This is a genomic window from Sphingopyxis sp., from assembly GCF_035998905.1.
In the GTDB taxonomy this organism is placed as follows: Bacteria; Pseudomonadota; Alphaproteobacteria; order Sphingomonadales; family Sphingomonadaceae; genus Sphingopyxis.
Genome location: NZ_DASYHG010000027.1, coordinates 179760 through 203216, shown reverse-complemented (window position 1 = coordinate 203216; position 23457 = coordinate 179760). Strand labels below are relative to the sequence as shown.

General features: G+C 64.2%; 20 protein-coding genes. 10 read left to right on the top strand and 10 right to left on the bottom strand.

The genetic code is table 11. The features are described from left to right. The first annotated feature begins 385 nt into the window (after window positions 1–385). From rpoB to VGN62_RS17080, 3 genes are all read left to right on the top strand, one after another. Window positions 386–4564 (top strand): DNA-directed RNA polymerase subunit beta, encoded by a 4179-nt coding sequence (gene rpoB, locus VGN62_RS17090; RefSeq protein ID WP_327456089.1) that lies wholly within the window; start codon window positions 386–388, stop codon window positions 4562–4564. Between the two features lie 53 nt (window positions 4565–4617). Then, entirely contained in the window at window positions 4618–8904 is a 4287-nt protein-coding gene (rpoC, locus tag VGN62_RS17085; protein WP_327456087.1) for a DNA-directed RNA polymerase subunit beta', read from the top strand. A 250-nt stretch (window positions 8905–9154) separates the two neighbouring features. Next, window positions 9155–9970: a hypothetical protein gene (locus VGN62_RS17080; protein ID WP_327456085.1), complete on the top strand. Its 816-nt coding sequence runs from the start codon at window positions 9155–9157 to the stop codon at window positions 9968–9970. 94 nt (window positions 9971–10064) lie between these two features. Here the strand turns inward: VGN62_RS17080 and VGN62_RS17075 are convergent, their stop codons facing one another. After that, complete coding sequence (locus VGN62_RS17075) at window positions 10065–10244, bottom strand: PspC domain-containing protein (RefSeq protein WP_039580111.1); 180 nt, start codon at window positions 10242–10244, stop codon at window positions 10065–10067. Window positions 10245–10658: 414 nt separating this feature from the next. Between VGN62_RS17075 and recF the strand changes: the two genes are divergently transcribed. Both recF and VGN62_RS17065 read left to right on the top strand, forming a co-directional pair. After that, entirely contained in the window at window positions 10659–11768 is a 1110-nt protein-coding gene (recF, locus tag VGN62_RS17070) for a DNA replication/repair protein RecF (RefSeq protein WP_327456083.1), read from the top strand. Window positions 11769–11794: 26 nt separating this feature from the next. Further along, window positions 11795–12373, top strand: coding sequence for a hypothetical protein (locus VGN62_RS17065; RefSeq protein WP_327456081.1), 579 nt, complete (start codon window positions 11795–11797; stop codon window positions 12371–12373). Between the two features lie 7 nt (window positions 12374–12380). On the opposite strand, the gene arsC is transcribed toward VGN62_RS17065, so the two are convergent. Beyond that, on the bottom strand, window positions 12381–12725 hold the full coding sequence (gene arsC, locus VGN62_RS17060; RefSeq protein ID WP_327456079.1) for an arsenate reductase (glutaredoxin): 345 nt from the start codon (window positions 12723–12725) through the stop codon (window positions 12381–12383). Between the two features lie 226 nt (window positions 12726–12951). Between arsC and VGN62_RS17055 the strand changes: the two genes are divergently transcribed. Further along, window positions 12952–13641, top strand: a complete 690-nt coding sequence (locus tag VGN62_RS17055; protein WP_327456077.1) for a murein L,D-transpeptidase catalytic domain family protein — start codon at window positions 12952–12954, stop codon at window positions 13639–13641. Window positions 13642–13691: 50 nt separating this feature from the next. Here the strand turns inward: VGN62_RS17055 and VGN62_RS17050 are convergent, their stop codons facing one another. Next, on the bottom strand, window positions 13692–14936 hold the full coding sequence (locus tag VGN62_RS17050) for an MFS transporter (RefSeq protein WP_327456075.1): 1245 nt from the start codon (window positions 14934–14936) through the stop codon (window positions 13692–13694). A gap of 94 nt (window positions 14937–15030) precedes the next feature. On the opposite strand from VGN62_RS17050, the gene VGN62_RS17045 reads away from it, so the two are divergent. Further along, window positions 15031–15798 (top strand): helix-turn-helix transcriptional regulator, encoded by a 768-nt coding sequence (locus VGN62_RS17045; RefSeq protein ID WP_327456073.1) that lies wholly within the window; start codon window positions 15031–15033, stop codon window positions 15796–15798. A 49-nt stretch (window positions 15799–15847) separates the two neighbouring features. On the opposite strand, the gene VGN62_RS17040 is transcribed toward VGN62_RS17045, so the two are convergent. The 4 genes from VGN62_RS17040 to VGN62_RS17025 all read right to left on the bottom strand — a co-directional run bounded on the left by VGN62_RS17040 (window position 15848) and on the right by VGN62_RS17025 (window position 19653). Further along, the gene (locus VGN62_RS17040; RefSeq protein ID WP_327456071.1) at window positions 15848–17212 is read right to left on the bottom strand and encodes a L,D-transpeptidase family protein; all 1365 of its coding nucleotides are present in this window, start codon (window positions 17210–17212) and stop codon (window positions 15848–15850) included. A 72-nt stretch (window positions 17213–17284) separates the two neighbouring features. Beyond that, window positions 17285–18646, bottom strand: coding sequence for an acetyl-CoA carboxylase biotin carboxylase subunit (gene accC, locus VGN62_RS17035; RefSeq protein ID WP_327456069.1), 1362 nt, complete (start codon window positions 18644–18646; stop codon window positions 17285–17287). 11 nt (window positions 18647–18657) lie between these two features. Continuing rightward, the gene (gene accB / locus VGN62_RS17030) at window positions 18658–19143 is read right to left on the bottom strand and encodes an acetyl-CoA carboxylase biotin carboxyl carrier protein (RefSeq protein ID WP_327456067.1); all 486 of its coding nucleotides are present in this window, start codon (window positions 19141–19143) and stop codon (window positions 18658–18660) included. 69 nt (window positions 19144–19212) lie between these two features. After that, a complete protein-coding gene (locus tag VGN62_RS17025; RefSeq protein WP_327456065.1) occupies window positions 19213–19653 on the bottom strand; it encodes a type II 3-dehydroquinate dehydratase in 441 nt (146 codons plus the stop codon). A gap of 80 nt (window positions 19654–19733) precedes the next feature. On the opposite strand from VGN62_RS17025, the gene thiS reads away from it, so the two are divergent. Together thiS and VGN62_RS17015 are read left to right on the top strand one after the other, a co-directional pair. Further along, window positions 19734–19934: a sulfur carrier protein ThiS gene (gene thiS, locus VGN62_RS17020; protein WP_327456063.1), complete on the top strand. Its 201-nt coding sequence runs from the start codon at window positions 19734–19736 to the stop codon at window positions 19932–19934. Beyond that, window positions 19897–20709 (top strand): bifunctional sulfur carrier protein/thiazole synthase protein, encoded by an 813-nt coding sequence (locus tag VGN62_RS17015; RefSeq protein ID WP_414713295.1) that lies wholly within the window; start codon window positions 19897–19899, stop codon window positions 20707–20709. The genes thiS and VGN62_RS17015 overlap by 38 nt, the downstream gene beginning before the upstream one ends. A 9-nt stretch (window positions 20710–20718) precedes the next feature. On the opposite strand, the gene VGN62_RS17010 is transcribed toward VGN62_RS17015, so the two are convergent. After that, window positions 20719–21456, bottom strand: a complete 738-nt coding sequence (locus VGN62_RS17010) for a pentapeptide repeat-containing protein (protein WP_327456059.1) — start codon at window positions 21454–21456, stop codon at window positions 20719–20721. A gap of 215 nt (window positions 21457–21671) precedes the next feature. Here VGN62_RS17010 and VGN62_RS17005 point away from each other — a divergent pair, with 215 nt between their 5' ends. After that, window positions 21672–21854, top strand: coding sequence for a CsbD family protein (locus VGN62_RS17005; protein ID WP_327456057.1), 183 nt, complete (start codon window positions 21672–21674; stop codon window positions 21852–21854). A gap of 71 nt (window positions 21855–21925) precedes the next feature. On the opposite strand, the gene VGN62_RS17000 is transcribed toward VGN62_RS17005, so the two are convergent. Both VGN62_RS17000 and VGN62_RS16995 read right to left on the bottom strand, forming a co-directional pair. Further along, window positions 21926–22675, bottom strand: a complete 750-nt coding sequence (locus VGN62_RS17000) for a hypothetical protein (protein ID WP_327456055.1) — start codon at window positions 22673–22675, stop codon at window positions 21926–21928. Between the two features lie 136 nt (window positions 22676–22811). Beyond that, window positions 22812–23363 carry a GNAT family N-acetyltransferase gene (locus VGN62_RS16995; RefSeq protein ID WP_327456053.1) on the bottom strand — a complete coding sequence of 184 codons (552 nt, stop codon included), beginning with the start codon at window positions 23361–23363 and terminating at the stop codon, window positions 22812–22814. Window positions 23364–23457: the final 94 nt, after the last annotated feature.

Sequence of the window (23457 nt, the reverse complement as noted above, 5' to 3'; positions counted from 1 at the left end):
CGGGAGGGGTCGGGGGTGGGCAGCCACGTTACGATCAGGCCCACCCCGCTGCGGCTAACGAACAAGTTCGCAAGCCTCGCTGCCCCTCCCGCAAGCGAGAGGGGAAATCAGTTCATCACCGCAACGTCCGCTCTCCACCCCGAAGCGGTCATTGACGCCATCACTTCGCCGCGCTGCCGTTGACAGAGCGCACCCCCAATCCTATATCCCCGCCATACCCCATCGTCCGAGATAGAGCCTGACTTTGCGCAGCGGGCTGTACGGATAGGGCGGCGGGGATTTCGACAGCGTTGAAAAGCTGCGGTAAACCGGCAACGGTTGGCCTGCGGCTTTTTTCGCGTCGATGCGCTCGCAACTGATTTTTCTTAAGGCGAGACAATCACTTATGGCGACCAAGGCGAAGTCGGTGGGCAAGGCCCTCGAAGCAACCGCAAGCAAGCGAATCCGTAAGCTGTTCGGCAACATCCACGAAGCGGTGGAGATGCCCAACCTCATCGAGGTGCAGCGCGAATCCTATGAACAGTTCCTGCGGTCCGATCCCTCGGTCGGCTATGTTTCGGGCCTCGAAAAGACGCTGCGCAGCGTTTTCCCGATCCGCGATTTCGCCGGCACCGCCGAGCTCGACTTCGTCCATTACGAACTCGAAGCGCCGAAATATGACGTCGAGGAATGCCGTCAGCGCGGCATCACCTATGCGGCGCCGATGAAGGTCACGCTGCGCCTGATCGTCTTTGAAGTCGACAGCGAAACCGACACGCGTTCGGTCCTCGATATCAAGGAGCAGGACGTTTACATGGGCGACATGCCGCTCATGACCGAGAACGGCACCTTCTTCGTCAACGGCACCGAGCGCGTTATCGTGTCGCAGATGCACCGTTCGCCGGGTGTGCTCTTCGACCATGACCGCGGCAAGACCCACTCGTCGGGCAAGTTCCTGTTCGCCGCGCGCGTGATCCCGTATCGCGGTTCGTGGCTCGACTTCGAATTCGACGCCAAGGACATCGTCAACGTCCGTATCGACCGCAAGCGCAAGCTGCCGGTCACCAGCCTGCTCTACGCGCTGGGCATGTCGGGCGAGGAAATCCTCAACACCTTCTATGACCGTCTCGTCTTCGAGCGTGCCGAAAATGGCTGGAAAGTCCCGTTCGTCGTCGAAAACTGGCGCGGGTCGAAGCCCGCGTTCGACGTCGTCGACGCCAAGACCGGCGAAGTCGTCTTCGCCGCCGGCCACAAGATCAGCCCGCGCCTTGCCAACAAGGCGGCGAAGGACGGTCTCGACACGTTGCTGATCCCGACCGAGGAAATCTTCGGCCGTTACTCGGCCTATGACCTGATCAACGAGTCGACCGGCGAGATCTACATCGAAGCCGGCGACGAAGTGTCGGCCGACAATCTCGAGAAGATCGACGGCGCCGGCATCGACAAGCTCGTGCTGCTCGACATCGACCACAACAACACGGGCCCCTGGATCCGCAACACGCTGAAGGCCGACAAGGCCGAAGACCGCGACCAGGCGCTTTCGGACATCTATCGCGTGATGCGCCCCGGCGAACCGCCGACGCGCGAAACCGCGGAAGCGCTGTTCGGCGGCCTGTTCTTCGACGCCGAGCGTTACGACCTGTCGGCCGTCGGCCGCGTCAAGCTCAACATGCGCCTTGGCCTCGACGCCGAGGACACGGTCACCACGCTGCGCAGCGAGGACATCCTCGCCGTCGTCAAGGAACTGGTGAACCTGAAGGACGGCAAGGGCGAAATCGACGACATCGACAACCTCGGTAACCGTCGTGTCCGTTCGGTCGGCGAACTGCTCGAAAACCAGTATCGCGTCGGCCTGCTCCGCATGGAGCGCGCCGTGAAGGAGCGCATGAGCTCGGTCGACGTGTCGACCGTGATGCCGAACGACCTGATCAACGCGAAGCCCGCGGTCGCCGCGGTGCGCGAATTCTTCGGTTCGTCGCAGCTCTCGCAGTTCATGGACCAGACCAACCCGCTGTCCGAAGTCACGCACAAGCGCCGCGTGTCGGCGCTCGGGCCGGGCGGTCTGACCCGCGAGCGCGCGGGCTTCGAAGTCCGCGACGTTCACCCGACGCACTATGGCCGCATCTGCCCGATCGAAACGCCGGAAGGCCCGAACATCGGTCTGATCAACAGCCTCGCGACCTTTGCGCGCGTCAACAAGTACGGCTTCATCGAAACCCCGTACCGCCGCATCATCGACGGCAAGGTGACCAACGAGGTCGTCTATCTGTCGGCGATGGAGGAATCGAAGCACACGGTTGCGCAGGCGAACGCCGACCTCAACCCCGACGGCAGCTTCATCGACGAGCTGATCTCGGCGCGCGAAGCGGGCGAATTCCTGATGGCGCCGCGCGACCAGATCACGCTGATGGACGTGTCGCCGAAGCAGCTCGTTTCGGTCGCGGCCTCGCTGATCCCGTTCCTTGAAAACGATGACGCCAACCGCGCGCTCATGGGTTCGAACATGCAGCGTCAGGCTGTGCCGCTGATCCGCGCCGAGGCGCCGGTCGTCGGCACCGGCATGGAAGAAACCGTTGCGCGCGACTCGGGCGCGGCCATCGCGGCGCGCCGCGGCGGCGTGATCGACCAGGTCGATGCGACGCGTATCGTTATCCGTGCGACCGACATGGTCGAACCCGGCAAGTCGGGCGTCGACATCTATCGCCTGCAGAAGTTCCAGCGTTCGAACCAGAACACCTGCATCAACCAGCGTCCGCTGGTGAAGGTGGGCGAAGTCGTCCGCGCGGGCGACATCATCGCCGACGGCCCGTCGACCGAGCTTGGCGAACTGGCGCTCGGCAAGAATGTGCTCGTCGCGTTCATGCCGTGGAACGGCTATAACTATGAGGACTCGATCCTCATCAGCGAACGCATCGTGAAGGACGACGTCTTCACCTCGATCCACATCGAGGAATTCGAAGTCACCGCACGCGACACGCGCCTCGGGCCGGAAGACATCACGCGCGACATCCCGAACGTCGGCGAGGAAGCGCTTCGCAACCTCGACGAAGCGGGCATCGTCTACATCGGTGCCGAAGTCGGCCCGGGCGACATTCTGGCCGGCAAGATCACCCCCAAGGGTGAATCGCCGATGACGCCGGAAGAAAAGCTGCTGCGCGCGATCTTCGGTGAAAAGGCCAGCGACGTGCGCGACACCTCGCTCCGCCTGCCGCCGGGCGTGTCGGGCACGGTCGTCGAAGTCCGCGTCTTCAACCGTCACGGTATCGACAAGGACGAACGCGCAATCGCGATCGAACGCGAAGAGATTGAACGTCTGAAGCAGGACGCCGACGACGAACGCGCGATCCTCAACCGTGCGACCTTCTCCAGCCTCAAGGAACTGCTCATCGGTCAGGCGACCAGCGCAGTGCCGAAGGGCCTGAAGAAGGGCGATGTCGTCACCGAGGAAATGCTCGTCGACCTCGATCGCGCCGACTGGTGGAAGCTGGCGGTTGTCGAAGACAACGCGCAGGCCGCATTGGAAGCGATCAAGGCGCAGTATGACGACGCGATCAAGCGGATCAGCGCGAAATATGAAGATCGCGTCGAAAAGCTGCAGCGCGGCGACGAACTCGCCCCGGGCGTGCTCAAGATGGTCAAGGTCTTCGTCGCGGTGAAGCGCAAGCTTCAGTCGGGCGACAAGATGGCCGGCCGTCACGGCAACAAGGGCATCATCAGCCGCATCCTGCCGATCGAGGACATGCCGTTCCTCGAAGACGGGACGCACGTCGACTTCGTTCTGAACCCGCTGGGCGTGCCGTCGCGCATGAACGTCGGGCAGATCCTCGAAACGCACCTCGGCTGGGCATCGCGCGGTTTCGGCCGCCAGATCACCGCGGCGCTCGAGGATTGGCGCATGGCGAACCCCGACCCCGAAGCGGGTGCTCCGCCCGAAGCGGTTCGCGAGGCGCTGCTGCAGGCTTATGGCGATGAATATGCCGACGAAATCAAGGCGCGCAGCGTCGATGAAGTCGTCGAACTCGCCGGAAACCTGTCGGTGGGCGTGCCCTTCGCGACCCCGGTTTTCGACGGCGCGCGCGAAGGCGATGTGTCGGCGATGCTGGAACGCGCCGGTCTCGACCGGTCGGGTCAGGTCGATCTCTACGACGGCCGCACCGGCGACCGTTTCGACCGCAAGGTGACGGTGGGATATATGTATATCCTGAAGCTGCACCACCTTGTCGACGACAAGATCCACGCGCGCTCGATCGGGCCCTACTCGCTTGTTACCCAGCAGCCGCTGGGCGGTAAGGCGCAGTTCGGTGGCCAGCGCTTCGGTGAAATGGAAGTGTGGGCGCTCCAGGCTTATGGCGCTGCCTACACGCTGCAGGAAATGCTGACGGTGAAGTCCGATGACGTGATCGGCCGCACCAAGGTTTACGAGGCGATCGTCAAGGGCGACGACACCTTCGAGGCCGGCATTCCCGAAAGCTTCAACGTGCTCGTCAAGGAAATGCGCTCGCTGGGCCTCAACGTCGAACTCTCTTCCTATTCGGAAGAAGACCCCGACGAAGGTCCGGAAGCCCTTCCCGAAGCCGCCGAATAAGATTTTTCCTCACCCCTCTCGCGCCGCGCGAGAGGGGAAGATGGAGCTAGAATATGAACCAGCTTACCAACTTCATGAACCCGGTCGCGAAGCCCGAAACCTTCGACATGATCAAGATCGGCATCGCGAGCCCGGAACGCATCCGTTCGTGGTCGTTCGGCGAGATCAAGAAGCCCGAAACGATCAACTACCGCACGTTCAAGCCCGAGCGTGACGGCCTGTTCTGCGCGCGCATTTTCGGTCCGATCAAGGATTATGAATGCCTGTGTGGCAAGTATAAGCGCATGAAATACAAGGGCATCGTCTGCGAAAAATGCGGTGTCGAAGTCACGGTGACCAAGGTCCGCCGCGAGCGCATGGGCCATATCGAACTCGCCGCGCCCGTCGCGCACATCTGGTTCCTGAAGTCGCTGCCGTCGCGCATCGGCCTGCTGCTCGACATGCAGCTCAAGCAGCTTGAGCGCGTTCTCTATTTCGAAGCCTATATCGTTCTCGAACCTGGCCTGACCCCGCTCGAGAAGTTCCAGCTTCTGACCGAAGACGAACTGCTCGACGCGCAGGACGAATATGGCGAAGACGCCTTCTCGGCCGGCATCGGCGCCGAAGCGATCCGCGTGCTCCTCGAAAATCTCGATCTGGAGCAGGAACGCGTCGACCTGATGGAAGACCTCGCGACGACCAAGTCGGAGCTCAAGCCCAAGAAGATCATCAAGCGCCTGAAGGTCGTGGAATCGTTCATCGAATCGGGCAACCGCCCCGAATGGATGATCCTCGAAGTCGTGCCGGTCATCCCGCCCGAACTGCGCCCGCTGGTGCCGCTCGACGGTGGCCGCTTCGCGACGTCGGATCTGAACGACCTGTATCGCCGCGTGATCAACCGCAACAACCGCCTGAAGCGCCTGATGGAGCTGCGCGCGCCGGACATCATCGTCCGCAACGAAAAGCGCATGCTGCAGGAAGCCGTCGACGCGCTGTTCGATAACGGCCGCCGCGGCCGCACGATCACGGGTGCCAACAAGCGTCCCCTCAAGTCGCTGTCCGACATGCTCAAGGGCAAGCAGGGCCGCTTCCGTCAGAACCTGCTCGGCAAGCGCGTCGACTATTCGGGCCGTTCGGTCATCGTGACCGGTCCCGAACTCAAGCTGCACCAGTGCGGCCTGCCGAAGAAGATGGCGCTCGAACTGTTCAAGCCGTTCATCTACGCGCGCCTCGACGCCAAGGGTCTGTCGATGACCCTGAAGCAGGCGAAGAAGTGGGTCGAAAAGGAACGCAAGGAAGTCTGGGACATCCTCGACGAAGTCATTCGCGAGCACCCGGTCCTGCTGAACCGCGCCCCGACGCTTCACCGCCTCGGCATCCAGGCGTTCGAGCCCGTGCTGATCGAGGGCAAGGCGATCCAGCTTCACCCGCTGGTCTGCGCCGCGTTCAACGCCGACTTCGACGGTGACCAGATGGCGGTCCACGTGCCGCTCTCGCTGGAAGCCCAGCTCGAAGCGCGCGTGCTGATGATGTCGACCAACAACATCCTGTCCCCTGCGAACGGCAAGCCGATCATCGTTCCGTCGCAGGACATGGTGCTGGGTCTCTATTATCTCTCGATGGAACGCGAAGGCGAACCGGGCGAGGGTATGCTGCTTGCCGACATGGCCGAAGTGCATCAGGCGCTGTTCACCGGCGCGGTGACGCTGCACACGAAGGTGATCAGCCGCGTTCCGCAGACCGACGAGCAGGGCAATGAGTATCTCAAGCGCTTTGAGACCACGCCGGGCCGCATGCTCATCGGTGAATGCCTGCCGAAGTCGCACACCGTGCCCTTCGACGTCGTCAACCGCCTTCTGACCAAGAAGGAAATCGGCGACGTGATCGACCAGGTCTATCGTCACACCGGCCAGAAAGAGACCGTGTTGTTCGCCGACGCCATCATGGCGCTGGGCTTCCGCAACGCGTTCAAGGCCGGCATTTCCTTCGGCAAGGATGACATGATCATCCCCGATTCGAAGGAAGGCATGGTCAACGAAACCCGTGCGCTGGTGAAGGATTTCGAGCAGCAGTATCAGGACGGCCTGATCACGCAGCAGGAAAAGTACAACAAGGCGATCGACGCCTGGTCGCAGTGCGGCGACAAGGTCGCGAACGCGATGATGGACGAAATCCGTGCCGAGCCGAAGGATCCGAAGACGGGCCGTCTGGCCCCGATCAACTCCATCTATATGATGGCGCACTCGGGTGCTCGTGGTTCGCAGGCCCAGATGAAGCAGCTCGCCGGTATGCGCGGCCTGATGGCCAAGCCGTCGGGCGAGATCATCGAAACGCCGATCATCTCGAACTTCAAGGAAGGCCTGACCGTTCTCGAGTATTTCAACTCGACCCACGGTGCGCGTAAGGGCCTGGCCGATACGGCGCTCAAGACGGCGAACTCGGGTTACCTGACCCGCCGTCTGGTTGACGTGTCGCAGGACTGCGTCGTGATCGAGGAAGATTGCGGTACGACCCGCGGCATGGAAATGCGTGCGATCATCCAGGGCGGTTCGACGATCGCCTCGCTGGGCGAGCGTATCCTCGGCCGCACGACGCTCGAAGACGTCGTCGACAAGGACGGCAATGTCATCGCGCCGGTCGGCACGCTGCTCGACGAAGCGACGACGCAGCGGATCGAGGACGCCGAAGTCCAGTCGGTCAAGATCCGTTCGCCGCTGGTCTGCGAAGCGACGCTGGGTGTTTGCGGCAAATGCTATGGCCGTGACCTTGCCCGCGGTACGCCGGTCAACATCGGTGAAGCTGTCGGCGTCATCGCCGCGCAGTCGATCGGTGAACCCGGCACGCAGCTCACCATGCGTACGTTCCACATCGGTGGTGCGGCGCAGGTCAACGAACAGTCGAACGCCGAAGCGATTTCGGACGGTACGATCGAATATCGCGACATGGCGACGATCGTCGACCAGCGCGGCCGCCGTCTGGCGCTGTCGCGTTCGGGCGAAATCGCGATCATCGACGCCGAAGGCCGCGAACGCGCGACCCACAAGCTGCCCTATGGTGCGCAGATCATGCACAAGGACGGCGAGAAGGTGAAGAAGGGCGACCGGATTGCCGAATGGGATCCGTTCACCATGCCGCTGATCACCGAAAAGCAGGGCGTCGTGAAGTATCAGGATCTCGCCGATGGCAAGACGCTGATCGAACAGGTCGACGAAGCGACGGGTATCGCCCAGCGCGTTGTGATCGAATATCGCTCGGCGGGCCGCGCCAAGAAGGAAGACCTCCAGCCGCGCCTCACCCTGCTCGACGATCAGTCGGGTGAAGCGGCACGCTACCTGCTCGCGGTCGGCACGATGCTGTCGGTCGAAGACGGTCAGGAAGTGCAGGCGGGCGACGTTCTGGCGCGTGTCAGCCGCGAAGCGTCGAAGACGCGCGACATCACCGGCGGTCTGCCGCGTGTTGCCGAGCTGTTCGAAGCGCGCATCCCGAAGGACAATGCGGTGATCGCCAAGATCAGCGGCCGCATCGAATTCGTGAAGGACTACAAGGCGAAGCGCAAGATCGCGATCGTTCCGGAAGAAGGCGATCCGATCGAGTACCTGATCCCCAAGTCGAAGGTGCTGGAAGTGCAGGAAGGCGACCAGGTCAAGCGTGGCGACGCGCTGATCTCGGGCTCGCCGAACCCGCACGACATCCTCGACGTGATGGGCGTCGAGGCACTGGCCGAATATCTCGTCGCGGAAATCCAGGAAGTCTATCGACTGCAGGGCGTGAAGATCAATGACAAGCACATCGAGGTGATCGTTCGCCAGATGCTGCAGAAGGTCGAGATCACCGCTGGCGGCGACACCACGCTGCTGCCGGGCGAACAGCTCGATTATCTGGAGATGATGGAATATAACGCCAAGCTGCCGAAGAATGGTGTCCCCGCGGAAGGCCGTCCGGTCCTCCTCGGCATCACCAAGGCGTCGCTGCAGACCCGCAGCTTCGTTTCGGCGGCGTCCTTCCAGGAGACGACCCGTGTTCTCACCGAGGCTTCGGTGCAGGGCAAGATCGACTCGCTGCAGGGCCTCAAGGAGAATGTCATCGTCGGCCGCCTTATCCCGGCGGGTACCGGCGCTGCCATGAACCGCGTCCGCGTCACCGCCTCGTCGAAGGATGCCGCGCTTCGTGCCGCCATGCGTGCCGCGAACCAGGAGCATCTGATCGCCCCGACGACCGCCGCCGAAGAGCATGCCGCCGAACTGGCGCAGGGCCCCGAAGCGGCGATCGGCGACGATCCGCTCGGCAAGGTGCAGGGTGAAGACTTCACGACCGATGACGTGATGGTCGAAGAACGCCCCGAAGCCGAAGGCGAGGAATAAGCTTCCTCGGTCTTCGGACTGACAGAAATGAGCCCCGCCGGAGCGATCCGGCGGGGCTTTTTCTTTGGCTCGTATCTCGTGTGGAACTAGGCGCGCGAGAACGAGGTGTTCTTGTACATTCCCTACAGCTTCGCCGCGTTGTCCAATAGTGACCGAAGGGTGCCCGGCCGGACCGTTCGGCGGGGTGCCGCCTTTGCGCTTTCTCCTGCTGTGATTCTGTGCTCCAAATCTCCTCATTGGGGGGCACAGAATGACGATTATGTTGGTGTTGATGGCCGCGGCATCCGGTGTGGCGGCGCCTGCGGACGAGGAAATGATGCTGCCCGTCGGTTATGGGGTGGTCCAGCAGGCGGATATCCGCGTGCCGATCAGCGATTCTGTCCGCGCCGCAACATGGGACGAACTGGAAATCCCGCTGGATAGGCCGGTTCCCGTTCGCTTGGCCTGCATCATATTCGTCCCATCGGGAGGGCCGGGTAATTGCGTACCGGCCTCGCTCGTACCGCCCGGGCAAGAGCGTGTGGACTGGGACAAGATATTGGAGGCGAGGGACAAGGCGGAGCGTTCGACCAGCCGGGTTGATGCCGCGCTCTTCAAGGCGGCGGCGCGGCGCTTGAAGACGCTCCGCCTGTTCCCCGGCGACCAACGCACGGTGTTTTCCATTCGCTTCTTCGAAGAGGTCGTCGGGCCCGCCGATGCACGCCCACGCTTTGCAGTCGCGCCGGAGCCGGCGCTGACCACGCGCAATGTTTTGTTCGCCGAGCCGCTCGATGGCCGGCTGCTTCAGATGCTCTATCCTGCGATTGCCATGCGTTATTCGGTCAATGCCCAGGTTCGGGTGACGTGCGATATCGGGGCCGACCTTAAATTACTGTGTCGCGATCGTGGCACCGTGTTTTCCAATCCCGCCGAGGTTCCTGGCTATACCGCGCAATTGATGGAGGATCTGCGCTTTTCGACCTACCAGCTAGCCTCGACGATCAAGTTGCAGCCGAAAACCGCCGACGGCCAAGATGTGGCTGGGCGGCAGTTCGCATTCGCCGTGCACTGGAGCTTGCCAAAATAGAAAAGGGCCCACCGGGGTGGCCGGTGAGCCCTTGGTCCTGGGAATATGCGGGCCGGTGCGACTGCGCCTCGAAGGCGGCCGGCCCGGGCTGTCCTTAAGGCGCGAGGATCGCGACGGCGAGGTACAGCAGCAGAGGCAGGCCGAAGCCCAGAAGCGTCAGGGCGACAAAGCCGACGCGCGTCCACAAGACGTCGATACCGAACTGGTCCGACATTCCGGCGCACACGCCGAAGATCATCCCGTCGCGACGATTCTTGCGAAAACCCTGTTTCATTTCTTTCCTTTCCATCCCGGCCACGACGGCCGGCGTTTATCGAGGACCGCGGCGGTCGGTCAGGCGATCAGACCGTTGGGGCCGGCAGCGGCGAGGAGCATGATCGAGCAGTAAAGCGAGGCAACCGCAGCGATCGCGTAGCTCTTGAACGATTCGACGTTGAAATGGGCCATGATATTTTCCTTCCTTGAACCTTCCATCCGGGCCATCCGGTGGATGCCAACAGTAATGCAGGGACCGTGCCAATTTCATTCATTGGCGGTTAAGCGGGGTTTTTCGGCTCGCGACATATTATTTCAGCGCGAAATATGCGCTGATATGGCGATAATTCCCGATGATCGGAAAAATTTCAATGGAACGCGCCCGCCGGATGCACTGGCTTCGTCGAGGAGGCTGCGGTAGGCGGGCAGGCAGATGACGCTGACCCGCCTTTCGCTGACCGATTTTCGCAATCATGCCGGCGCGGACATGGCAGCCGCAGCCGGACTCGTTGCGCTCCACGGCGATAATGGCGCGGGCAAGACCAATATATTGGAGGCGATTTCGCTGCTCGCGCCGGGGCGCGGGCTTCGCCGTGCCGCGCTGTCCGACATGGTGCGCGACGGCGCGAGCGGCGGCTTCGCGGTGTTTGCCGAGGTTCAGGCCGGTGCGGACCTGGCGCCGGTGTCGCTCGGCACGGGGATCGAGGCGGCGCAGCCGGGGCGGCGGATCGTGCGCATCAACGGCGCGACCGCCGCGGCGACCGCGCTCGGCGACTGGCTGGCGGTGCTGTGGCTGACCCCCGCGATGGACCGGCTGTTCGTCGAGACCGCGGGCAACCGGCGGCGCTTCCTCGACCGGCTCGTGCTCGCGCTCGACCCGCGCCACGCGCAGCACAGCAATCGCTACGAGGCGGCGCTCCGCGCGCGGGGGAAATTGCTCGCCGACCTGTCTGCCGCCGATCCGGCGTGGCTCGCGAGCCTCGAGGCGCAGCTTGCCGAACATGGTGCGGCGATGGATGCGGCGCGTCAGCGGATGCTCGCGGGGCTGTCGGCCGAACTCGCGGCGCAGCCCGACGCGCCCTTCGCGCGCCCGCTGCTGACGCTGGTCGACAGCGACGGCGCCGCGCGCGATGCACCGCATGAGGTTGACGCGCTGAAGGCGCTATTCGCGTCGCGCCGCCGTATCGACGCCGCGGCGGGCCGCGCGACCGCCGGACCGCACCGCGACGACCTGTCGGCGGTCCATGCCGCGACCGGGCGCGCGGCGGCGCGCTGTTCGACCGGCGAGCAGAAGGCGATGCTGCTCTCGCTCGTCCTCGCGCATAGCGACAGCGTCGCGCGCGCGCGCGGGCAGCGGCCGGTGCTGCTGCTCGACGAGGTTGCCGCGCACCTCGACCCGCTGCGCCGCGGCGCGCTCTACGAGCGGCTGGCAGGGCAGGGCGGGCAGGCGTGGCTGACGGGAACCGAGGCGGCGCTGTTCGGCGACATGCCGGGGCCGGTGACGCGCTTCCGTATCGCCGGGGGGCGGATCGTTGCGGGCTAGCCGATTGTTAAGAGTGGATAGGGCAAATGTCCCCGATGCCTCCGCAGCAACCGATTGATCCGCGCAACACGCCCCGGTGGAGAGTTTGCCGCCGCCTGATTCATCTCCTGATCGAGTTGCGGCCCAACATGATCGAGCGATACGACGATAGCGGAACACCGGAATTTTACACGTCATTTAGCCACGACCAACATGCCATGGACTTCCTGCGAGGTGTGGGCGTGGTCGAAGGCTGCAATGTGGGCTGGAGGTTGGTCGAAGCCGATTTGGAGCGCGGCGCCGACATGGTTCTGGATTCGGCGCATTTCGATGACCTGTTGTCGGCCCTGGTCTCGACGACGATCTATAATGGGCTTCTGCCCGAGCAGCCTAGGCCGTTCAGTTTGCCGCTGCACGAACATACCGGCGGGGAGGTTCTGGAAGAATTGCGGATGTTGATGAGCGATCTCATCGAACTTGGTTATGCCAGATATTGGGATGAACTCCCTGGCGGCACGGAGACCTATATCTGGACCGATTGGATGTGCTCTTCGATGCTCGCCAACTATGCGAGTGGATGGAAGCCGGTCTCGTTCAACACTCCCGTTTCAGGGTTCTACACATAGCAGCCGACTAAAGAATTTCGTGCACCACGTCCTGCGGGCGGCACAGCCTCACGCCTTTGTCGGTCTCGACGATAGGTCGTTCGACATAGGCGGGGTTCGCGGCCATCGCGGCGATGATATCGTCCTCGCTCGCGTCCTTCAGTCCGCGTTCCTCGGCGTCGGTGCCGCGCAGGCGCAGCGCGTCACGCGCGGCGATGCCGGCGTCGGCGAACAGCTGGCGGAGCTTGTCCGCGCTGTACGGATTTTTCAGATATTCGACCACGGTCAGCGCGACGCCGGGGGTTTCCTGAAGGATCGCCAGCGTCTTGCGCGAGGTGCCGCAAGCGGGGTTGTGCCAGATGGTTGCGTTCATGGCGCGTGTCCTAACGCAGCCTTACAGCAGCGTAAACTCGCTATTCATGGCATATATGGCACATCTTCCCGCATGAAGGGGAACCACCTGCTTGCCTTTCGCGGCCAACATACGACTTATGCAAAGTCGAAGGACCGTAAAAGGCGGCCAATGCGGGGTTGGGTTGCAAGTGAATGAATTGATCGATCGACGGGCGATGCTGGCAGCGATGGCGGGAGCGGGGGCAATGGCCGCCGTACCGGCGCGGGCACAGCTCCCCAATTGGGTTCAGCAGCCGGCGGCGCCTTTGCCGCCGCCGGTCGACTATCTGGCCGTGGCGAAGAAGCAGCTCGCGATGCAGGGACGCAATATCCCGCAGAGCGACCGCGTCGGCGTCGTCGATTTCGGCCTGCCATCATCGCGCCCGCGCTTCGCGCTGGTCGACATGGTCGCGGGCAAGGTCGACATGTTCCCGGTGACGCATGGCCGCGGATCGGACCCGCAGCACGACGGCTGGCTCAAGAGTTTTTCGAACCGCGTCGGCAGCCTTGCGACCTCGCGCGGGGCGTACCGCACCAGCGATTATTATTGGGGCGCCAACGGATCGTCGATGCGCCTCGCGGGGCTGGAGCCCGACAATTATTCGGCCGACCAGCGCGCGATCGTCGTGCACGGCGCGTGGTACGCAGAGCCGGCGCTGATCGCGACGCAGGGCAAGCTCGGGCGCAGTGAAGGCTGCTTCGTCTTCGGCGAAGAGCTGCTGCCCATGATCCTCTACAAGCTCGGGCCGGGGCGGCTGCTGTTCGCCGACCGGCTGAGCGCGCCGCCGCCGATGCCGAAGCCGTTCGAACTGCCGCCCGCCGACCCGCTGCCGGGGATGGAGAATCTGCGGCGCGCGAGCTCGATCAGCGGGCCGCTGCCGAACACCGCGGACTAGGCGCTTTTACCTGTCGCTGCGGCGATGCGTGCATCTCGACGAACCCGTCTTCAGGCGGTTCGTCGATGCTCGTCGGAGCGCGGTAGCAGGAATGTCGCGAGGCCCAGAAGCGGCAGGTAAGCGCAGAATTTGTACACCCAGACGATGCCATAGAGGTCGGCAAGCTGGCCGAGCCCGGCCGCGCCGACCCCGCTGATCCCGAACATCAGGCCGAACATCAGCCCCGACACGAGTCCGACGCGGCCCGGGACGAGTTCCTGTGCATAGACGACGAGCGCGGCGAACGCCGACGACATGATCAGGCCGATCGAGATGGCGAAGATCGTCGTCCAGAACAGGTTGGCGTGCGGCAGGATCATCGCGAAGGGCGCGACGCCGAGGAAAGACACCCAGATCACCGCTTTGCGGCCGATGCGATCGCCGACCGGCCCGCCTGCGAAGGTCCCGGCCGCGACCGCGGCGAGGAAGCAGAAAAGATAGAATTGGGATTCGCGCGCGGTCAGCTCGAACCGTTCGATCAGGTAGAAGGTGAAATAGTTGGTGAAGGCGCCGATGTAGATGAACTTGGCGAACATGAGGATGCCGATCGCCGACAGGGCGCGGATGATTTCGCGGCGGCTGCGGGGCGACGCATGGACGGCGGTGGGGGCGCTGGCTTGCGCCCGGCTGTGCTGCAACCGCCATTTCGTGACGCCGAAGAGCACCCAGATCGCCGCGATGGCCACGAAGGCGAGCCAGCCGACCGCGGTCTGCCCGAACGGCAGGATGATCGCCGATGCGACGATGGGACCGAGCGCGGAACCCGTGTTGCCGCCGACCTGGAACGCCGACTGGGCGGTGCCGAAGCGGCCACCCGACGCCATCCGCGCGACGCGCGACGCCTCCGGGTGGAAGGTCGCCGATCCGACGCCGATAACGGCGGATGCGAGGATCAGCGCCGAATAGCTGTCCGCCATCGCAAGCCCGCCGACCCCGGCGAGCGTGATGATCATGCCGAGCGGCAGCAGATAGGGCAGCGGACGCTTGTCGGTATAGAGCCCGACCCATGGCTGGAGCAGCGAGGCGGTCACCTGATAGATGAGCGCGATCCAGCCGATCTGGCCGAAGCTCAGATGATATTTATCCTTGAGCATCGGATAGATAGCCGGAAGCACGGCCTGGATCAGGTCGTTCAGAAGGTGCGCGAAGGCGACCGCGCCGACGATCTGTACCACGAGCTTCGGTCCGTCCTGCCGCGGCGCGGCGGGGGGCAGCATATCGGGGGAGGTGGGCAGGGTGGCGGCGGAATCGGTCACGATCGGGTCTTTCGCTTTTCTGGGAAGCGCGCCTCTAGCAAGGACGCCTTGTTCCCGCTTGCTTGTATGAGCCAATCATTTCTGCAAGTGGGACATGATGGACTTTTATCCCGACGAGAATGATCATGTGTCACGGCCGCTCATCGCGATCGGCCACGATTATCCCGACTCATTCGAACTCGCCGAGCATCGGCACCGCCGCAGCCAGTTTCTCTATGCCGCGCGCGGCGTGATGGCGGTCAGCACGCCATCGGGCGCATGGGTGGCGCCGCCCGAGCGCGCGGTCTGGATCCCAGGTGGCACGCCGCATTCGGTGCGCATGGTGGGCGCGGTGCAGACGCGCAGCGTCCTCGTCGAACCTGGCGAATGCCCCGGGCGGGGGCTACAGTGTCAGGTGGTCGGCGTGTCGCCGTTGCTTCGCCACCTCCTGACCGCCGCCGCGCAAGTGACGCCCGAATATGATGTGGCGGGCCGCGAGGGACTCGTCATGCAGCTGTTGATGGCGGAAATCGATGCGGCGCCGCCGATCCCGCTGGCGGTTCCCTTTCCGTCGCATCCGGCGCTCGCACGGCGATGCCACGCCTTCCTCGAACGACCGAACGCGGCGGCGACGATCGACGAATGGGCGGATGCGATGGGGATGAACCGCCGCAGCTTCACCCGGCTGTTCCGGCGCGAGACGGCGATGAGCTTCGCCGAATGGCGCCAGCAGGCCTGTCTGTCGGTGGCGCTGCCGAAACTGGCGGCCGGCGAGCCGGTGACCTCGATCGCCTATGACCTCGGCTATGACGGACCGGGCAATTTTTCGACGATGTTCAAGCGCATGCTCGGGGTGCCGCCGAGCCGCTACCGGTCGCCGTGACATTTTTCGAAGCCGTCGCCCGAACGACGGCTCCGTTCGCCGTTATCTATCAATAGATTCCGCTGGTCCCCGGCGTCGTCGCGCGTGCGGTGGTCGTGACCGTCGGAACGACAGCCGGCGGCGTCGGTGCGACGATCGTCGCGGTCGGGCGGCCGGGCTTGGCAAAGCTCGCCACCACGGGCGCGTCGCGGCCATAGATATCGGCGAGCTTCTTCACGCCGCCCTTGCCGTCGGGAATGACGGTCCAATAGGCGACATAGACGGGGAAGGGGTTGTCGAAGCCGAAGCGCGTCGTCTTGCCGCTCGCGATCGCTTCGCCGAATTCTTCGGGGCTCTTGCCCGCGAACATCACCGCCATCAGGCCCGAGAAGTGCAGCGCGCGCTCGGTGCGAATGCAGCCATGGCTGAACGCGCGCGCCGCGGCGGCGAACGCGCCCTTCGACGGCGTGTCGTGCAGATAGATGGCGTGCGGGTTGAGCATCTCCATCTTCATCACGCCGAGCGCGTTGTTCGCGCCCGGCTGTTGCACGACCGACAGCGTCTTGCCGCTGCCCGTCCAGGTATAGCCCTGCGCGCGCGCCGCCGACGGGTTGCGTGCGATCGTCGCGCCGATGCCTTCGTTGATGATGCTGCGCGGCAGCGTCCAGGTCGGGTTGACGATGATCCCGGTCGCCATCGGGTTGAGCTGCGGCGTCGGGGTCGAATTCTTGCCGACGACAGCCTTGTGCGTCGCGATGATCGTGCCGCCGTGGACGACGCGCGTCACATATTCGGGGACGTTGCTGACGACATAACGTTCGCCGAGCGCGCGCGGCATCCAGCGCCAGCGTTCCATGTTGACGCGGATCGCATTGGCGTCGGCCGGCGTCTTCGCCTTCTTGAGCGAGGCCTTGAGCGCGGCGAAGTCGGGGTGCACGGGGTCGAGGGTCGCGAGCGTCTCGCTGACCGTTCCGGCGCCGAGCGCCGCGGCGAGCAGCGAGAGCAGCGGCTCATTGTCGCCGTCGCTGTCGACCATGAACCACTGTTTGCGCGCGGCGTTGGGCGTGCGTCCGTCGCGCAGGTGCGTCGCGAGCAACAGGAAGGTGTCGGTCGCGGTCTTGTCGAGCCGCGCCTGATCGCCGCTCATGATCGCGGCGGCGAGTGCGTCGGGGCTGTAATCCTTGGCGAACAGGCCCTCGGCGCCGACGCCCTCGATCGAGGCGAGCAGCGCCTCGGCATTCTGTTTCGACCAGCTCGGCAGATTGGCCTGGGCTGCGGTTTCGACGACGGGGGCGTCGTCCTTGACCTTGTCGGGCTGGAGGACGACCGAATCCTCCTTGACGTTCGTCTGCGCGGCGACGGGTGCCGCGAGCAGGGTCAGGGGGAGGAAAAGCGCCGCAGCGGGACGCGCCGAAATGGGGGAGTTCTTGACCATGGTTAAAGCCCATAGCCAAAAACTATCCGCAATTAAAGTGAGCGGCCGCACACTCCGTCGCAAGAATAGATGTCAGGCTTTTGCCTCTTCATCCTGCCGCGCCAGCCATTCTTCGAGCCACTTGATCGTATAGTCGCCGTGGATCACGTCGGGGTCGGCGAGCAACGCCTGGTGCAGCGGGATGTTCGTCTTGATCCCGCCGATGACCATTTCCTCGAGCGCGCGGCGCATCCGCATCATGCAGCTTTCGCGGGTGCGGCCATAGACGATCAGCTTGCCGATCATGCTGTCGTAATAGGGCGGGATCGAATAGCCGGCGTAAAGTCCGCTATCGACGCGCACGTGCATCCCGCCCGCAGCATGATAGCTCGTCACCTTGCCCGGCGAGGGCAGGAACGTCCGCGGATCCTCGGCATTGATGCGGCATTCCATCGAGTGACCGCGGAATTCGAGGTCCTCCTGTTTGACCGAGAGGCCAGCGCCGCCCGCGATGCGGATCTGTTCGCGGACGAGATCGAAACCGGTGATCATTTCGGTCACCGGATGCTCGACCTGGATGCGGGTGTTCATCTCAATGAAGAAGAACTCGCCATTTTCCCACAGGAACTCGATCGTTCCGGCGCCGCGATAGCCCATTTTCGCCATCGCGTCGGCGCAGATGCCGCCCATGCGCGCGCGTTCCTCGGCAGAGATGATCGGCGAGGGGGCTTCTTCGAGCACTTTCTGGTGGCGGCGCTGGAGCGAGCAGTCGCGCTCGCCGAGATGGATCGCGTTGCCGTTCCCGTCGCCGAACACCTGGAATTCGATGTGGCGCGGGTTGCCGAGATATTTTTCCATGTAAACGGTCGGGTCGCCAAAGGCGGCCGCCGCTTCGCTCGACGCCTGACCCATCAGGCTTTCGAGGCTCTCCTCGTCGGGGACGACCTTCATGCCGCGCCCGCCGCCGCCCGAGGCGGCCTTGATCAGGACGGGATAGCCGATTTCCTTCGCGAGCTTTTTCGTTTCCTCGCTGAAGGTCACGGCGCCGGGCGAACCCGGAACGACGGGAAGGCCCAAGGCGACCGCGGTGCGCTTTGCTTCGACCTTGTCGCCCATCGTGCGGATATGCTCGGGCTTCGGCCCGACGAAGACCATGTTGTGCGCTTCGATGATTTCGGCGAAGCGCTCATTTTCGGAGAGGAAGCCATAACCCGGATGGATCGCGTCGGCGCCGGTGATTTCGGCGGCCGCGATGATCGCTGGGATGTTGAGATAGCTGTCCTTCGCCGCCGGCGGGCCGATGCAGACGGCTTCGTCGGCAAGGCGGACGTGCATCGCGTCGGTGTCGGCGGTCGAATGGACCGCGACGGTCTTGATGCCCATTTCGTGGCACGCGCGGTGGATGCGCAGCGCGATCTCGCCGCGGTTGGCGATCAGGAGCTTTTCGATGGCCATGGGTGAGGGGCTCAGCCGATGGTGAACAGCGCCTGGTCGAATTCGACCGGCTGGCTGTTCTCGACATGCACGGCCTTCAGCGTGCCCGATGCGGGGGCGACGATCGGGTTCATGACCTTCATCGCCTCGATGATCAGGATCGTGTCGCCGGCCTTCACCGCCGAACCAACGGCGGCGAAATTGGGCGCGCTCGGTTCGGGCGCGAGATAGACGGTGCCGACCATCGGCGATTTCACCGCGTCGGCGAAATTGTCGGCGGCGGGGGCAGCGGCCGCGGGCGCAGCGGCGGGAGCGGCCGGCGCGGCAGCGGGCGCCGCGACCGGCGCGGGTGCGTAAGCGACGGGCGCCGCGGCGGCGGTCAGCGTGCGCGCGACGCGCACCTTGCGGTCGCCATCCTCGACTTCGATTTCCGAAAGCTGCGTGTCGTCGAGCAGTTCGGCGAGCGCGCGCACGAAGGCCGGATCGATGTTGATGCCATTGTCTTTATGGTCACCCATGAGAATTTTTCCTGTTGTTGCGGCGTCGGTGTACCGACGCTCGGACCCCGTTTTTGATGCGCCCTATTGTCAGAGACGGGCGGCGGCGTCCAGCGCCAGCGTATAGCTGTTCGCGCCGTGCCCGGCAAAATGCGCGACCGCTGCCATGCCGACATAGCTGATGTGCCGGAATTCCTCGCGCTTCATCGGGTCCGACAAATGGACCTCGATCACCGGCACTTTGATCGACTTGATCGCGTCGTGGATCGCGATCGAGGTGTGCGTATAGCCCCCCGCATTAAGCAATACCGCTTTCGCGCCCGCGACATAGGCTTCGTGAAGCCAGTCGATCAGCACGCCCTCATGGTTCGTCTGGCGGCATTCGACGCGGAGACCGAGGTCGGCCGCCTGCGCCTCGAGCCGCGCGTGGATGTCGTTCAGCGTGTCGTGGCCATAGATCTCGGGCTCGCGCGTTCCAAGCAGGTTGAGGTTGGGGCCGGAGAAGACGAAGACGGTGGGAAGGTCGGGCAAGAGGCGGTCTTTCGGTTGCGACGCAGGGCGCTCCCCCTATATGGGCAGCTCGGCAAAGGCAAAGCAAGGCGGATTCCCCAGTGATCTCGGTCATCCTCAACGGCGAGCAACGGCAGGTGCGCGAAGGCAGCGTTGCCGATCTTGTCGCTTCGCTCGGCCTCGACGTGAAGAAGGTGGCGGTCGAGCGCAACCGGGTGATTGTGCCGCGCTCGACGTTTGCCGACGTCGCGCTCGCCGAGGGCGATGCGCTGGAAATTGTTCATTTCGTGGGAGGCGGTTGAGGTGTCAGCGGATCAGTGGAGTGTCGCCGGACGGACGTTCACGTCGCGGCTGATTGTCGGCACCGGCAAATATAAGGACTTCGAGCAGAATGCCGCTGCGGTCGAAGCGTCGGGGGCGGAAATCGTCACCGTCGCGGTGCGCCGCGTCAATGTGTCGGACCCGAATGCGCCGATGCTGACGGACTATATCGACCCCAAGAAGATCACTTACCTGCCGAATACCGCGGGCTGCTTCAACGCCGACGACGCGATCCGGACCTTGCGGCTGGCGCGCGAGGCGGGCGGCTGGGACCTGGTGAAGCTCGAAGTGCTCGGCGAGGCGAAGACGCTCTACCCGAATATGCGCGAGACGCTGGAGGCGACCGAGGTGCTCGCGAAAGAGGGCTTCCTGCCGATGGTCTATTGCGTCGACGATCCGATCGCGGCGAAGCAACTCGAGGATGCGGGCGCGGTCGCGGTGATGCCGCTCGGCGCGCCGATCGGTTCGGGGCTGGGCATCCAGAACCGGGTCACGATCCGCCTGATCGTCGAGGGCGCGTCGGTGCCGGTGCTCGTCGATGCGGGCGTCGGGACGGCGAGCGACGCTGCGGTGGCGATGGAGCTTGGCTGCGACGGCGTGCTGATGAACACCGCGATTGCCGAGGCGAAAGACCCGATCCGCATGGCGCGCGCGATGAAGCTTGCGGTGGAGGCGGGGCGCGATTCTTATCTCGCAGGGCGCATGGGCGTCCGCCGTTACGCCGATCCGTCGAGCCCGCTGGCGGGGTTGATCTAGACGGGGCTTTCAGCCCGGATAGATTTCCAGCCCCATCGCGGCCAGCAGGTGCGGCTGCTGGTCCGCCGATATGATCAGCCCGTCGATGCTCGCCAGCTCCTTCAGGTTGAGGCCCGCGACATCGGCTTCGCGAAGGTCGGCGCGCGCCAGTTTGGCGCCGGCGGTCAGCGCCTGGACCAGGTCAGCGCCGCGCAGGTCGGCGCCCTCCAGATCGGCATCGAACAGCACCGCTTCGCGGAAATTCGAGCCCGACAGGTCGCAGCCGGGCATCCCTATGCCGTTCAGGTCGGCAAATTCGAGGTTGCAGCCGCGCATCGCTGCCGCCGTCTTGACGAGCTTGCGCCCGAAGGTCCGGCTGAAATCGGCTTTGTGGAACGCCGCGCCGCGCATGTTGCATGCGTCGAACTCGACGCCGAACAGCGCCGACCGGTCGAATTTGGCGAAGGACAGATCGGTGCGGGCGAAGCGCGCCTGATCGAGGCGCGAGAAGGCGAATTGCGTGCCGAGATGGCCAGCGTCGTCGACGAAAGAGCAATTGTCGAAAATCGCGTCGCGCATGTCGACATTGGCGAACCGGCAGCGGATCAGGCGGCACCCGGTCAGGCGCGCGTCTTGCAGGCAGGTTCCGCTGAACTGCACGTCGCGCATCACGCAGCCGGTCAGCATCGCGCCTGCGAGGTCGGCGTCGGCGAAGTCGCCATCCGACAGATCGGTCTGTTCGATGATGCAGCCCGGCTCCAGTTCCACTGCTCACTCTCCCCAATCCAGCCAGGCTGCGTAAGAATTTATTTGGAACGTATCAAGAACATTGTTCGGACGGGCTGTCTTGATGCGACGCCCGTCGGTCGATTACCTCCTGTAGTGAACGCCTTGTCCCAAACCGCGGAACAGCTTTCCCGGCCTTCCGTTGGTCTCACAAGAGGCGAGCCCCTCCCGCCTCTGCGAAGATAAGGAGACTCCCCATGGGTGAATTCACCGAAAAGGCAAAAGGCCTCGCCAACGAAGCTGCCGGCAACACCAAGCAGGCGATCGGCAAGGCGACCGACAACGAGCGTCTTCGCGCCGAAGGCGAAGCGCAGGAACGCAAGGGCGAAGCCCAGAACCTCAAAGGCAAGGTGCAAGGCGCGCTTGGCGACAAGATCTGACGGGCTTGTTCGTCCGCCAAGAAAAAGGCCCCGGGAAACCGGGGCCTTTTTGTTTGGGCTTGCGGGAAGGGTTATTTCCCGCCCGATGCCACCAGGTCGACGTCGGTCATCGCGCCGTCACGGCGCATCATCAGCACATAGGCGAGGTCGCCCTTGGTGCCGCCGAGCATATGTTCATTGCCGTTGACGCGGTGATCGCTGGTGTAGCCCGCGCGGATCGCCATCGTGTGATAATAGTCGAGCACCGCCTGCATCGATGCCGCGGTCTGGAAATTGACGACGCGGATATTGCATTTGCCGCCCGCGATCCCTGCGGCCTCGCGCAGCGTCGCGCGCGGATAGACCTTGAAGGCCGCGGGCAGGCGATCGGCCCAGGCATTGCCATAGGTCAGCTTGGCGTCGCAGCTGCCCTTTTGCTGGTCGCGCGCGAGGGCGCCGATCGTGACGGGGCGCTTTTCCGCTTCGCAGCCGTCGCAGCCGGCCTCGAAGGGCAGGGCTTTCGGGGCGGCGAGCAGTTTGCCCGCGGCAAGCGCAGCGGCGGCTTCGGCGGCGGTGGCGGCCTTGCCGCCCGCGATGCCGGGAACGCCGCCGTCTACGGGCCGGTTGCCCGGGCCCACGGCGTTGCGGTTCGACTGGTCGGCGATCTTCGGATCGACCATGATCTTGTCTTCGAGCGCGCCCTTGATCGCCGGGTCGGCGTTCGTCAGCCCGTCGTCGAGCGGCGCGAGGTCGGCCTTCGCATTGGGATTGTCCCGGCAACCGGCAAGCGGTGCGGCCGCCATCAGCAAGCCGGCAACGAGCCATTTTCCGCGCAACATCATCGCTAACACTCCCTTAATCCTGTGACGGGAATGCCCGATCCTGACCAAAAAGGCGCAAATAAAATGCGTTAACGGGCGATGCTTTGTTAGCCGAAAACTGTCTCGGAGCGAGACGCTTTTACCGATATCGCGATTTTCAGGGCAGGAATTCCTTGCGCTTCACCCGCCAGGCATCGGCACTTTGCGTCCACGCGTCGACCGGTGCGTCCTCGAACGGCGCGGGCAGGCGGGTCGGGCCGCTGTTCGTCGCGCCGAGCCGCTTGGCGAGCGCCTGCGAGCGCGTGTTGGCGGGATCGATACTGTGCATCAGTTCGGGCCATTTCAGGAATTCGACCGCAAAGTCGCACGCGGCGACGCTGCCCTCGAGCGCATAGCCCTTGCCCGCGAATTTGGCGCGCACGCCATAACCGATCTCGGGCGCGGGCCAGCCCTCGGGTTCCCACGGGCCGAGCCGTCCGACCCATTCGCCGGTCGCACGCTCGATTACCGAAAACATCGAAAAGCCGCGGATGTGCCAGGCACCCGCGAGCGTGCACCACATCCGCCACGCCTGCGAGCGCGGACAGGTGCCGCCGATGAAGCGCATCGTGTCTTCCTCGGTGCACATTTCGGCAAAGCCGTCGAAATCCTCGGTTGCGGGCGGGCGCAGGATCAGCCGCTCGGTGACGAGCAGGGGACCGTTCAACATCTTCATTCTCCGGCAACGTTGGCCGGTGCTTCTGCGGCAAGCGCGCCTGTTCGGCAAGCGGATACGCTTGAGGGCACCGGCGGTGAAACCGGTG

Excerpts from the sequence above, each read along its gene's own strand:
- accC (WP_327456069.1), bottom strand. The coding sequence starts at position 18,646 with ATGGCCATCGAAAAGCTCCTGATCGCCAACCGCGGCGAGATCGCGCTG.
- arsC (WP_327456079.1), bottom strand. The coding sequence starts at position 12,725 with ATGAACGCAACCATCTGGCACAACCCCGCTTGCGGCACCTCGCGCAAG.
- rpoC (WP_327456087.1), top strand. The coding sequence starts at position 4,618 with ATGAACCAGCTTACCAACTTCATGAACCCGGTCGCGAAGCCCGAAACC.
- VGN62_RS17000 (WP_327456055.1), bottom strand. The coding sequence starts at position 22,675 with ATGATGTTGCGCGGAAAATGGCTCGTTGCCGGCTTGCTGATGGCGGCC.
- rpoB (WP_327456089.1), top strand. The coding sequence starts at position 386 with ATGGCGACCAAGGCGAAGTCGGTGGGCAAGGCCCTCGAAGCAACCGCA.
- recF (WP_327456083.1), top strand. The coding sequence starts at position 10,659 with ATGACGCTGACCCGCCTTTCGCTGACCGATTTTCGCAATCATGCCGGC.
- VGN62_RS17065 (WP_327456081.1), top strand. The coding sequence starts at position 11,795 with ATGTCCCCGATGCCTCCGCAGCAACCGATTGATCCGCGCAACACGCCC.
- VGN62_RS17080 (WP_327456085.1), top strand. The coding sequence starts at position 9,155 with ATGACGATTATGTTGGTGTTGATGGCCGCGGCATCCGGTGTGGCGGCG.
- VGN62_RS17055 (WP_327456077.1), top strand. The coding sequence starts at position 12,952 with ATGGCCGCCGTACCGGCGCGGGCACAGCTCCCCAATTGGGTTCAGCAG.
- VGN62_RS17005 (WP_327456057.1), top strand. The coding sequence starts at position 21,672 with ATGGGTGAATTCACCGAAAAGGCAAAAGGCCTCGCCAACGAAGCTGCC.
- VGN62_RS17075 (WP_039580111.1), bottom strand. The coding sequence starts at position 10,244 with ATGAAACAGGGTTTTCGCAAGAATCGTCGCGACGGGATGATCTTCGGC.
- VGN62_RS17045 (WP_327456073.1), top strand. The coding sequence starts at position 15,031 with ATGATGGACTTTTATCCCGACGAGAATGATCATGTGTCACGGCCGCTC.
- VGN62_RS17015 (WP_414713295.1), top strand. The coding sequence starts at position 19,897 with ATGCGCTGGAAATTGTTCATTTCGTGGGAGGCGGTTGAGGTGTCAGCG.
- VGN62_RS16995 (WP_327456053.1), bottom strand. The coding sequence starts at position 23,363 with ATGTTGAACGGTCCCCTGCTCGTCACCGAGCGGCTGATCCTGCGCCCG.
- VGN62_RS17040 (WP_327456071.1), bottom strand. The coding sequence starts at position 17,212 with ATGGTCAAGAACTCCCCCATTTCGGCGCGTCCCGCTGCGGCGCTTTTC.
- accB (WP_327456067.1), bottom strand. The coding sequence starts at position 19,143 with ATGGGTGACCATAAAGACAATGGCATCAACATCGATCCGGCCTTCGTG.